Origin of the sequence: Nocardia sp. NPDC059154, from assembly GCF_042755705.1 — a bacterium.
GTDB lineage: Bacteria > Actinomycetota > Actinomycetes > Mycobacteriales > Mycobacteriaceae > Nocardia.
In genome coordinates, this window is sequence record NZ_JBHZCS010000028.1 from 115,119 (window position 1) to 125,832 (window position 10,714).

Below are 10,714 nucleotides of genomic sequence, written 5' to 3' on the forward strand. Positions count from 1 at the left end.
GTCACGGCACCAGGACCGCGCGCCCCCGGATCTGGCCCGCGTCCAGGCGGCGGAAGGCTTCCGGCCCCTCGGCGAGGTCGAAGCGCTCGACCTCCATGTGCAGCTTGCCCGCCTGGGCGAGAGCCACGCACGCGTGCAGGTCGCTACGGGTGCCGCCCAGCGATTTCCGCACGGTCGCGCCCCACGGCCAGCCGGGGCCGCCGGCCGGTCCGGCGGTGATTTCCGGTGCGCCGCCGCCGATTCCGACCATGCGGTAGGCGCCGTTGGGGGCGACTGTCTCGCAGGCCAGCTTGGCGGTGGAGTCCACGCCGACGAAGTCGAAGACGGCGTCCGCGCCGCGCCCGTCGGTGAGGTCGAGGATCTGCTGGGCGGTGTCGCCGCCGGAGAGGATGCCGAGTTCCGCACCGCAGTCGGCGGCCAGGTCCAGCTTCTCCTGCGCCTGGTCCACGGCGATGACCCGCACGCCGGAGATGGCGTGCAGGATCTGCACCGCCACGTGCCCGAGCCCGCCGATGCCGATGGCGACCGCGGTGCCGCCGGGCCGGAGTGCTTCGCGCGCACCGCGAATGGCGTGGTAGGCGGTGAGGGCGGCGTCGGCGACCGGCGCGGCCTGCAGGAAGTCCAGGTCGCCGATGGGCACGAACGAGCTCGCCGGAATCCGCACGTACTCCGACATGCCGCCCTCGATGGTGAGTCCGGGGCAGGGCGGCATGGCGACGCGACCCGCCGCGAGACAGACGTTCTCGTTGCCGCTCACGCACTCCCGGCAGACGCCGCAGGTCCAGAACAGGTAGACGACGCCGCGTTCGCCGATCTCGCGCCCGTTCACGTCCGAGCCGATGGCCTCGATGGTGCCGGCGATCTCGTGGCCGAGGGTGAGCGGATTCTCGCGCAGCTGGATCGGGAAGTTGACCAGCGTCAGGTCGGAGTGGCAGACGCCCGCGGCGCCGACCTTCACCAGCAGGTCGGTGGGTCCGATGTCCGGGACCGGGATGTCGTTGATCTGCACCTTTTCCGGGCCGGTCCACTGGAGTGCGCGCATCGTGCTTCCTTGCCTCGAGCTTGTGATCTGGCGCACACGGTAGCAGTGGCTTTACACTGTGTCTAGCGAATGACGGAATGTCTACTGATTTACTCGAAAGTCTTCCCACCATGTCGGACAGCTGTCTAGGCTCGCGTCCCATGAACACACCGCGGATCGCCATCGTGGGCGCCGGAATCTCCGGGATCTGCATGGCCGTAGCTCTGCAGCGGGCCGGATTCACCGACTTCACCCTCTACGAGAAGGCCGACGAGTACGGCGGCACGTGGCGCGACAACAGCTATCCGGGCCTGGTGTGCGACGTGCCCTCGCGGTACTACCAATTCCGGTTCGCCATGAATCCCGAATGGTCACACCTGTATTCGGCCGGACCGGAGATCAAGGACTACCTGGTCGGGGTGGCGCGCGAGCACGGACTACGCCGGCGCACCCGCTTCGGGACCGAGGTGACCGGCGCGGTGTTCGAGGGCGACGGCTGGCAGCTCACCACCTCCGACGGCGTGACCCAGCGCGTCGACTTCGTGCTGTGCGCAACGGGTTTCCTGCATCACCCGAGCCGGCCCGACATCCCCGGCCTGGACGAATTCGGCGGCCCGGTCATGCATTCCGCGCGCTGGCGGCACGATGTCGAGCTGACCGGCAAGCGGGTGGGCGTGATCGGCACCGGCTCCACCGGCACCCAGCTGGTGAGCGCGCTCGCCGGTACGGTGCCGGAAGTCGTGCTGTTCCAGCGCACTCCGCAGTGGATCCTGCCGACGGTGAACCGGTCGTACACGCGGGTGTCGAAGCGGCTCTACTCGCTGATCCCCGCGCTGGGCGCACTCCCCTACTGGTTCAATCGCGCCGCCTTCGCCGTGTTCTCGCAGGGCCTGGTGCATCCCGGCCGGGTGCGCCGGTTCATCCAGTGGGTGGTGGAGCGAAACCTGCGGTCGGTCAAGGATCCTGAACTGCGGCGCAAGCTGACGCCCGACTATCAGGCCATGTGCAAGCGGCTGGTGGTGTCCGACCGCTTCTACCAGGCCGTACAGCGCCCCGATGTCACGCTGGTGACCGAGGGCATCGATCACGTCGAGAAGCGCGGCGTGGTGACCACCGACGGCCGCCTGCACGAGCTCGACATCCTGGTCCTGGCAACGGGATTCGACTCGCACGCTTTCATGCGCCCGATGGCCGTCACCGGACTGGACGGCCGCACCCTGGATCAGGCCTGGGAGCAGGGCCCGCGCGCCTTCGAGGGCGTCATGATGCCGGACTTCCCGAATCTGTTCATGCTCGTCGGCCCGCACAGCCCCTTCGCCAATCATCCGCTGACCGCGGTCGCCGAGGCGCAGTCCGCCCGCATCGTCGGCTGGCTGCGGCGGTGGCAGGCAGGTGAATTCGCGACCGTCGCCCCCACCCGCGCCGCCACCGACCGCTACAACGCGCGAATGCGGGCCGCCGCCCCGAGCACGGTGTGGACCACCGGCTGCACCAGCTGGTACCTCGGCAAGGACGGGCTGCCCGAGCTGTGGCCGTGGACCCCGGGGCGCTACGAGAAGCTGATCCGCAGCGCACCGGATCCGGTCGACTACGACCTGAATCAGCGCGTCGAGAGCCGGAAGTGAGATCGTGGAAATAGCGTTCTGGCGCTTGCTCTCCCGCCTGGTGGGCCACTGGTGGTTCGGCCCCGCCCCCGACTGGTCCCGGGTCCGCGCCCGGGTCGGTGCGGGCACCACTTTCGCCCGGGCACCCCGCGGTATCGCCGTCGAGACCAGTCGACTCGGCGGCATACCGGTCGAAACTCTCACTCCCCGTTCGGCGCCCGCCGATGCCGCGGTGCTGTACCTGCACGGCAGCGGCTATGTGATCGGCATGCCGCGCATGGTCCGCACCCTCACCGGTGCGCTGGCGTCGGCCATGGGGACGACCGTGCACGCCCTGGATTACCGGCTGGCCCCCGAGCACCCGTACCCGGCCGCCATCGACGACACCGTCGCCGCCTATCGAGCCCTGCTCGCAGCGGGCATCCCGGCCGAACGCATTGCGGTGGTCGGTGATTCGGCCGGCGGCGGCCTGGCGCTGGATCTGGCCCTGCGGCTGCGTGAGAAGCACTGGCCGCAACCCGCGATCCTCGGGCTCATCTGCCCGGTGCTGGATCTGACCGCGAATTCCTCGGCCTTCCAGTGCGATCCGAGCCGGGAGCCGCTGCTGAACCCGCAGCTCATGACGCAGTTCATGGATGCCTACCTGCCGGGTGTCCCCGAGGACGAGCGGCGCTCCCGGTCCCCGCTCTACCGCGACATCACCGGCCTGCCGCCCATCGTCATGCATTCGGCGGGCGACGATCTACTGGCCGGGGACGCCCACCGCTTCGCCGCCCTCGCGGCGAAATCGGCTGCGCCCCTGCGGCACCGCGAGTACCGCAATCTCTGGCACGTCTTCCACGCCATGCCCATGCGGGTGGCACGGGAAGCCGTGATCGACCTCGCCTCCGCGCTGTCCGACCGCCTCTACGGTCACCACGTCGGCCACCGGGCAAGCCGCTGATCGATCGATCCGACACCGCCGCCCGGTCCGGCACGTTCAGCGCCGGGCGGCGTGCTCGTCCAGCTCGAGGTCGATGAAGGCTCCGATCATGGCCCGCCACACCGCTTCCGCGACGGCGGGCGCCAGTCCGGCCGCGTCGGCACGCTCGCGGGCGAGCGCCACGACCCGCTCCACGCGATCGGGCGCACGCACGGCCTGCTCGTCGGCCTTGAATGTGGCGGCCGCGCGCACCAGCTCCTGTCGCTCGGCCAGCAGCCGGATCAGGTCACCGTCGAGAACGTCGATGCGCGTGCGGACTTCGGCCAGCGAACGTGGAGCGGACATGAGCAGGCAGCCTATCGAATGCCGGGCGCCCGACGTTCGGGCCGACGGCCCCGCGGCTCACACGAAGGCCCGGCTGACGACCGGCACCACGAACTCCTCCAGCATGGCGCGCTCCTCCGCGTCGTCGCGGCCGGGGGCGGCGAGGAAGGAGACGATGATGCGGGTCAGCCAGCGGGCCAGCCGGCTGCGTTCGGGATCGGTGAGGGCGGTGGGCGTGAACAGGCCCGCCGCAATGGATTCGATGACGTCGGAGTCCTGGCTGATGCGCCCGGCCGCGCCGGATTCGCCGGGGCGGAACCAGGCGATGAGCATGGGGTCGGCCCGGACCGCGTGGATCGCGCCGAGCATGGCGGTGACCACCTTCTCGCCCGGATCCTCGATCGCGGCGACCTGCTCGAACACGCCCCCGGCAATGCGGCGGGTGGCGCGGTGCACGAAGGCCAGGCGGACGGCCTGCCGGTTCTCGAAGTACCGGTAGAGGGTCGCGCGGGAGCATCCGGCTGCCTTGGCGATATCGCCCATGCCGACCGCGGTGACGCCGCGCTCGGCGAACAGGCGCGCGGCGGCATCGAGGATGCGCTCGGCGGCCAGGTCGGCGCGGTCGTCGGCCAGCCAGTCTCGGCTCATGGATGTCCCTTCGATGCTCGCGGGTCCGGCGGTGGGCAGCCGCCACCGGACCCACTCGTTCACACTCTGCCCGCGCGGTGCGCGGACGGTGCGACCGGGCCGACCTTGCGCGGTGGCCGGCCCGGAGTCGGTCAGGCTGTCGCCCGGAACGGGACGGAGATCGGCCAGCGCACGTAGTTGCCGTGCGCCCACTGCACGGTATCGAGATCGACGGTGAAGCCGGGGCAGCGGGCCAGCAGTTCCTCCAGAGCGACCCGTGCCACCATGCGGGCGGCGGCCGCGCCGAGGCAGTGGTGGTGGCCGTGGCTGAAGGTCATGATGCGTTTGGGATTGCGACGCACGTCGAGTTCGGCAGCGGTGGGCCCGAATTCGCGTTCGTCGCGGTTCGCCGACCCGTAGAGCAGCAGCACGCGGCGGCCCGCGGGGATGGTGACGCCGTGCAGCTCCACATCGCGGGTGGCAGTCCGAGCCAGGCCCTGGACCGGGGAGGTCATGCGCAGGAATTCCTCGACGGCGTCGGGGATGAACGCCGGATTCTCCACCAGCAGGCGGCGCTGCTCGGGGAAGGCGGTGAGCAGTTGCACCGCGCCGCCGAGGTTTCCGGTGGTGGTGTCATTGCCGCCGGTGATCATGGTGAAGGCGAAGCCGAGCATGGCCAGCAGGCCCTCGTTGTCGCCGTCCGCGCCGAGCCCGGAGGCCAGCAGGTGCGAGATGGTGTCGTCGCCGGGTTCCTTACGCCGCCGGTCGATGAGCTCGCTGAAGTAGCCGACCATTTCACCGACCGCGGTGAAGGCGTTCTGGTCGCCCGCGGCCAGCCCCGCACCCTCGACCGCGCCGCCGACGATGTTCTCGGTCCACGCGTCGAACTTGCCCCGATCCTGTTCCGGCACACCGAGATAGTGCGCCACCACCATGGTGGGCAGGGGCTTGAACAGGTCCTTGACGATATCGCCGGAGCCCGCGGCCCGCAGCCCCTCGATGCGCTCGATGACGAAGGCGCGCACCTCGGGTTCGACCGAATTGACTTGCCGGGGTGTGAATCCCGGTGATACCCGGCGGCGGAAGTCGGTGTGGTCGGGCGGGTCCATGAAGACGAACGGCTTGGCGGCGCCGAATCCGGCGGCCAGCAGGTCGACGTAGTCGACGGTCAGGCCGGAGGCCGAGGAGAAGGTCTCGGGGTCGCGCGCGGCCGCGTACACGTCCGCGTGCCGGGACAGGACGTAGAAGTCGTCGGATTCGCGGCCCTCCGGGACGGCCCGGTGGACCGGATCGTGGTCGCGCAGCTGGGAATACATGGGATACGGGTCGCGCCAGGTTTCGCCGGAGCGCAGTTCGAATCGCACCCCATGAGACGCCGTTGAACTCATGAACCGACGGTAAGACAAAACTCATGATATGTCTAGAACCTGTTGCACAACTGTCCCGATGTACCAAGAAGTCGGGATCAGAGCACCCGGAAGCGCACCGGATGGGCCAGCGGCCGGCCCGCATCATCCAGGTGATGCAGCAGGTAGGAGCCCGTCGGCAGCGGACCGGACCGCAGGGCCGCGTCGGCCGGGACCGCGCCGACCTGCCGCAGGCCCGCTACCGGAGCGACCGCGGCATCGGCCGCGCCCGGCTGGGCGATGACCGGCAGGACCACTTGATCCCGCGTCACCCCGTTCCCCAGCGTGAGGGTGCGCAGCGCGGGAGTGGCGGGCACCGTGGCGGCCAGGCCACCGGGATCGGCGTAGACGGCGAGGCGATGCCCGGCCACCGCGCCCGCGAGGCCGTAGCTGACGACCAGGTCCCGGCCGGGCTCGTAGAGGGACCGGTCGAGCAGCAGCCGGTCGAAGGGCGCCGCGTCGTCGGCGGTCCTTCCGGCGGCTCCGGTTTCCACGAATCCGCGTGCCCGGCACCAGAATCCGGCATCGGCGGCGGCCGTCACCGAGAAGTCGTACCAGCCCGCTCCCTCGGCATCGGCGTCACAGGACATCTCGCGCCGTTCGGTCCCGCCCGCCGCGATGTCGATAGTCCAGGGCCCGTCGTGCCGGTAGGCATTGGAGACCACCGCGACCGAAACACGTTGCTTCCCGCCATTTTCGAATACCCAGGAGAGCTTGCGCCTGCCGGAGGTGGCCGCGGCGGCGGTGACCCGCAGCGCGCCGCACGGACCGGTGAGATCGCCGGCGAAGCGGCGCTGGAAGCCGTCGGGGCCGTACACCGAATAGTCGTAGCGACCGTTCACCGCCGGAAAGTCCTGTGCGACAGCGCCGCCGCCGGGGATGTCGAAGCGGGTCGGCGTGAAGTCCGCGGCGAACGCGTTCGGATGCACCCGGCAGTGCACTGTGCCGGTGCCGCCGTTGTCGATGGTGAGGGTGATCCCGCCCTGCCCGTTCGGCGCGCACCGGGCCTGCATCCGGTACGGCAGCGGTACCCGCGCCTTGCTGCCGTTCTGCTGCTTCGGCAGGCGCTGCACGAACGGAAGCGGTTGCGTGACACCGGACATCGTCTGCTCGGCGCGCGGGGCGGCGGTGGGCAGGATGAGGGTGCGGCGCGCGCCGAAGTCGAACAGCGAGGACAGGTCGCCGCACACCTCCCGCCGCCACGGGCTGATATTCGGTTCGGCGACGCCGGTGACCCGCTCCAGGAACTTCAGCACCGAGGTGTGGTCGAACAATTCGGAGCAGACGGCCTGTTTGCTCCACGGCGACACGATGATCGCGGGTGTCCGCGCGCCGAGGCCGACATTGTGGCGGCCGAAGTATTCACCGGCCGCGCCCTCCGGCGGCGCCGGCGGCGGAATGTGGTCGAAGTACCCGTCGTTCTCGTCGTAGTTGAGGATGAATACCGTCTTGTTCCAGACGTCCGGGTGTTCGGCGAGCGCCTCCAGCACCCCGCGCACCATGGCCTGCCCATTGCGCGGGCCCATGACCGGATGCTCGCAGTCGACGTAGGGCGCGACGATCCAGGACACCGTGGGCAACCGTCCGGTCGCCACGTCGGTGCGGAAGGATTCCACGAGCGTGCCGGTGCGCGCCCGCAGCAGCCCCTGCTCCACCAGCGCCCGCTGCCCCGCCGACAGCTCGTCCAGGCCCCGCTTCAGGTCGGCGGCGTAGGCGGGTTCGAGGCTCGGATCCCGTTGCAGGTCCGTGTAATAGCGGAAGAAGTTCTCGAAGGCGACCCCGCGACCGCCGTTGGTGTACTTCAGCGCGGCCCGCGCGGCCTCGCGGAAGGGCAGGAAGAACTCGAGCGCATTGTCGGTGTAGTTGTCCCACTCCTGGTAGACGCGCCAGCCGATGCCGCGCTCCTGGAGACGTTCGGCGTAGGTGGTCCAGGGCAGGCCGAAGATGATGTCGTTGACGCAGCGTCCGGCGTCGGGGCCGAGCAGCGCGTCGTAGAGGAACAGATTGCCGGTCCGCGGCGCCATCAGCCCGGCCAGCGATTCGGCGACCGAGTGCGGGAGGGCGCTGGTCAGTCCGTGCACCATCCCCAGTACGGCGTCCACGATCCCGGCGACCGGCAGGCTGCGCATCCAGCGCAGTTTCAGATCGTCGGCGAACAGCGAGACCTGCAGGGATTCCGCGAAATTGTCCAGGGCCAGCGGGTTTTCCACGGTGCCGGTGAACAGGTACATGCGATTGGGGTCAGTGGGCCCGTTCACCGAGCAGTGGTAGCCGTCGCACAGGGTGAACGCCTCGGCCAGCTGGTAGTAGAAGCCCAGGCTGTCGCGGTCGTAGCCGACCATGGTGCCCTCGCCCTTGGCGGGGATCCAGCCGTCGTGCCGGCCGAAGGCGAAAGCGTCATGGCCGGTGCGGGTTCCGTGATCGGTGCCATCGATGTTCTGCAGCGTGGTGGGGTACGGCAGCACCACCCGGCCGCCGTCGGGCTGGTGGAAAACCGAGCGTCCGGTGGACAGTTGTAGCGCATTGAGATCGGCGTACCCGCGCACGCCGGCCATGGAGCCGTAGTAGTGGTCGAAGGAGCGGTTCTCCTGCATGAGGATGACCACGTGTTCGATCCGGTCCCAGCCGCCGGGCGGGGCCGGTTCGGCCCAGGCCTGCACCAGGCTCGGCGGGAGCATCGACATGGCTCCGGCCGCACCACCCAGCTGCGCGGCGTGCTTCAGAAAACGCCTCCGATCCATGGCAACCCCTGTGAGCATAGGAACGGCTACCGTTGAGGATCGCCGACCGAGCTTGGGGGTTCGTGGCGGTGAGGGGGATCAGTAATGAAGGGTCAGTTAATCATTGGCTCCGGACGTCGCGGATCTGTCATGTGGCATTCACTACTGTTCAGCCGGCGTTGTCCTCGTCGCGAACCAGCAGGAAGACCAGTTCGGTATCGCCGATGCGCAACACCGCTCCATCGGACAATAATCCGCTGTCGGCAACCCGTGCGCCATCGACGTAGACGCCGTTGGAGGAGTGCAGGTCCTTGATCACCCAGGTGTGCCCGTTGTCGATGAGCAGCGCGTGGTGGCGGCTGACCCGGCCGTCGGCGAGCGCGATGTCATTGTCGGACAGGCGGCCGATGCGGGTCGTGGAGCCGGTCACCGGGAAGACGTTCCCGGAGCGGTCGCGCAGCAGCGCCTGGGGCTCGTGCCAGCTGCGGTCCACGATGGTGGTGGCGCGGGTGGCCGAGGCCGCCGCGACCGCCGGCACACTGAGCTGATCCTGGCGGAGGATGCGCGATTCCAGCTCCCGGATGCGATGCCCCGGATCGATGCCGAGTTCCTCGGCGAGGATGCCGCGCAGCCGGCGGGCCGCCTCGAGCGCGTCGGACTGCCTGCCGGTCAGGTAGAGCGCGGTGATCAGCTGCTCCCAGAGCGATTCCCGCAGGGGATGATCGCGCACCAGCAGGGCCAGTTCGGAGACCACGCCCTCGGCGCGGCCCTGGGCGATATCGGCCTCGGCGCGGGCCTCGATGACGCCGATGCGCTCGTCGCCGAGGGCGACGGCGTAGGCGTCGGCGAAGCCGAGTCCGCGCAGATCGGACAGGACCGGTCCGCGCCACTGGGCCAGCGCGTCGGAGAGGGCGGTGGCGGCGGCGGCGAACCGTCCGGCGGCGAGGGCGCGCAGGCCGTTCTCGCGGCGGGCACGGAAGCGGAAGACATCGCAGGCCGGGTCCGCGAGCACGATGCGATAGCCGGTGCCCATGTGCTGCAGCATGTTCCGGGCATCGATGCCGCCGTCGCGCAGCGGCTTGCGCAGATTGGAGATGATGGCGTGCAGGCTGACGCGTACGTCGGGCGGCGGATTGTCCTCCCAGACCGCGCTGGCGAGGGCCTCGACGGATACCGGACGATTGGCATTGATCGCGAGGTAGGCGAGCACAGCGCGTTGTTTGGGCCCGCCCAGCGGCTGGGACACCCCGTCGATTGTCAGCTGCACCGGGCCGAGCACCCCAACCTGCGCGCGCACGTCGCCCATCGCCGACCTCCCACCCGGCCCCAGCTGTCGCCCGTCACTGTAGCTATCCACGGCCGCCCCGCCCCTCGCATCCGCCGAATTCCTCTCACCGAACTGGTCGGTCCCCGGCCCGAATTCGTTCCACCCGGGCGCGAATACGACGGGCATGCACTGGTGCCCGCACCAGTGCATGCCCGTGGATGCTGTTCCCGGTCAGGGGTTGAGGTTGTAGACCTCCACGCTGCCCATCTTGGTGACCGGGTAGTTCGCTTTCACCCAGGCGGTGATCTGGGCGGAGGTGGACTGATCCGACTCCGAATTGCCCGGGCCGGACTGGGGGTTGCTCGGCTGACCGGCATTCGGCCGGCCACCCCGAGAGTTGTTGTCCTGTCCGGATTCCTCGCGTTGACGCACCAGCAGGTAGCCGATCTGGTGGTCGGCGACGTACTGCTGGAACTGGGCCAGCGTCGGCGAATCGTCGCGACCGCTGAAGCCACCGACTGCGAGCAGCGCCTTGCCCGTGCTCAATTCGAGCGAACTGACGTCCTGAGCGCCGATAGCCGCTGCGGCCCAACGGGTGTCACTGCCCGCAATGAGGCCGGCGATCTGCGGGTCGGCCACGCCGCCGTGCTGGCCGGGGCCGCCACCGTGTTCGCTGCGGGGCGGACCGGCGGTCGGGCTGCCGCCATTGTGCACCTGGGCGACGGTCTCGAGGGTGTAGACGGTGGGACCGAGCAGGCCGGCGAGCAGGGCGAAGACGCCGATGGCGAGCGCGAAGCGCGGCAGCTTCGGGGCGATCAGCAGC

8 protein-coding genes and 1 pseudogene are annotated in these 10,714 nt (G+C 69.7%); 2 read left to right on the plus strand and 7 right to left on the minus strand.

What is annotated here, in order from left to right; all coding sequences use genetic code 11:
- Position 1: 1 nt before the first annotated feature.
- On the minus strand, positions 2–1,042 hold the full coding sequence (locus ACFXN1_RS24320) for an NAD(P)-dependent alcohol dehydrogenase (protein WP_379445976.1): 1,041 nt from the start codon (positions 1,040–1,042) through the stop codon (positions 2–4).
- Between the two features lie 140 nt (positions 1,043–1,182).
- Between ACFXN1_RS24320 and ACFXN1_RS24325 the strand changes: the two genes are divergently transcribed.
- Both ACFXN1_RS24325 and ACFXN1_RS24330 read left to right on the plus strand, forming a co-directional pair.
- A complete protein-coding gene (locus tag ACFXN1_RS24325) occupies positions 1,183–2,646 on the plus strand; it encodes a flavin-containing monooxygenase (protein WP_379445975.1) in 1,464 nt (487 codons plus the stop codon).
- Between the two features lie 4 nt (positions 2,647–2,650).
- Positions 2,651–3,568 (plus strand): alpha/beta hydrolase, encoded by a 918-nt coding sequence (locus ACFXN1_RS24330; protein ID WP_379445973.1) that lies wholly within the window; start codon positions 2,651–2,653, stop codon positions 3,566–3,568.
- A 36-nt stretch (positions 3,569–3,604) separates the two neighbouring features.
- Here the strand turns inward: ACFXN1_RS24330 and ACFXN1_RS24335 are convergent, their stop codons facing one another.
- From ACFXN1_RS24335 to ACFXN1_RS24360, 6 genes and pseudogenes are all read right to left on the minus strand, one after another.
- A complete protein-coding gene (locus ACFXN1_RS24335; RefSeq protein WP_379445972.1) occupies positions 3,605–3,892 on the minus strand; it encodes a chorismate mutase in 288 nt (95 codons plus the stop codon).
- A gap of 57 nt (positions 3,893–3,949) precedes the next feature.
- Positions 3,950–4,519, minus strand: coding sequence for a TetR/AcrR family transcriptional regulator (locus ACFXN1_RS24340; protein ID WP_379380153.1), 570 nt, complete (start codon positions 4,517–4,519; stop codon positions 3,950–3,952).
- A gap of 131 nt (positions 4,520–4,650) precedes the next feature.
- On the minus strand, positions 4,651–5,886 hold the full coding sequence (locus ACFXN1_RS24345; RefSeq protein ID WP_379445971.1) for a cytochrome P450: 1,236 nt from the start codon (positions 5,884–5,886) through the stop codon (positions 4,651–4,653).
- 77 nt (positions 5,887–5,963) lie between these two features.
- Positions 5,964–8,645 (minus strand): alkaline phosphatase family protein, encoded by a 2,682-nt coding sequence (locus tag ACFXN1_RS24350; protein WP_379445969.1) that lies wholly within the window; start codon positions 8,643–8,645, stop codon positions 5,964–5,966.
- Between the two features lie 148 nt (positions 8,646–8,793).
- Positions 8,794–9,930, minus strand: coding sequence for a BTAD domain-containing putative transcriptional regulator (locus tag ACFXN1_RS24355; RefSeq protein WP_379445967.1), 1,137 nt, complete (start codon positions 9,928–9,930; stop codon positions 8,794–8,796).
- A gap of 192 nt (positions 9,931–10,122) precedes the next feature.
- A pseudogene (locus ACFXN1_RS24360) lies at positions 10,123–10,714 on the minus strand (mannosyltransferase); the annotation flags it as partial.

Bases quoted from the DNA above. Each gene is read 5' to 3' on its own strand.
- ACFXN1_RS24350 (WP_379445969.1), bottom strand. From the start codon at position 8,645: ATGGATCGGAGGCGTTTTCTGAAGCACGCCGCGCAGCTGGGTGGTGCG.
- ACFXN1_RS24335 (WP_379445972.1), bottom strand. From the start codon at position 3,892: ATGTCCGCTCCACGTTCGCTGGCCGAAGTCCGCACGCGCATCGACGTT.
- ACFXN1_RS24320 (WP_379445976.1), bottom strand. From the start codon at position 1,042: ATGCGCGCACTCCAGTGGACCGGCCCGGAAAAGGTGCAGATCAACGAC.
- ACFXN1_RS24340 (WP_379380153.1), bottom strand. From the start codon at position 4,519: ATGAGCCGAGACTGGCTGGCCGACGACCGCGCCGACCTGGCCGCCGAG.
- ACFXN1_RS24345 (WP_379445971.1), bottom strand. From the start codon at position 5,886: ATGAGTTCAACGGCGTCTCATGGGGTGCGATTCGAACTGCGCTCCGGC.
- ACFXN1_RS24325 (WP_379445975.1), top strand. From the start codon at position 1,183: ATGAACACACCGCGGATCGCCATCGTGGGCGCCGGAATCTCCGGGATC.
- ACFXN1_RS24355 (WP_379445967.1), bottom strand. From the start codon at position 9,930: ATGGGCGACGTGCGCGCGCAGGTTGGGGTGCTCGGCCCGGTGCAGCTG.